This is a genomic window from Micromonospora sp. NPDC052213 (assembly GCF_040679695.1).
In the GTDB taxonomy this organism is placed as follows: Bacteria; Actinomycetota; Actinomycetes; order Mycobacteriales; family Micromonosporaceae; genus Micromonospora.
Genome location: NZ_JBFAVI010000004.1, coordinates 108,772 through 109,017 on the forward strand (window position 1 = coordinate 108,772; position 246 = coordinate 109,017).

The 246-nt window shown below is 80.1% G+C and carries 1 pseudogene; it reads left to right on the plus strand.

Annotation, left to right across the window (positions count from 1 at the left end):
* Nucleotides 1–31: 31 nt before the first annotated feature.
* Nucleotides 32–246: pseudogene (locus tag AB0L34_RS02435) on the plus strand (succinyldiaminopimelate transaminase); the annotation flags it as partial.

Here is a 246-nt window from a genome sequence, read left to right on the forward strand (position 1 = left end):
GTGGGGGTGCCCCCTGTTCTCCTGGGAGTCCGTGGCCGCCGCGGCGTCTGTGCGGGCGGCGCACCCGGAGGGCCTGATCAACCTCTCCATGGGCACGCCGGTCGACCCGGTGCCCGAGGTGATCCGGCGGGCGCTCGCCGAGGCGTCCGACGCCCCGGGCTACCCGCTGACCGCCGGCACGCCGGCGCTGCGCGAGGCGATCGCCGCCTGGGTGGGGGGGGGCTGCGGGGCGGGCGGCGACGGCCG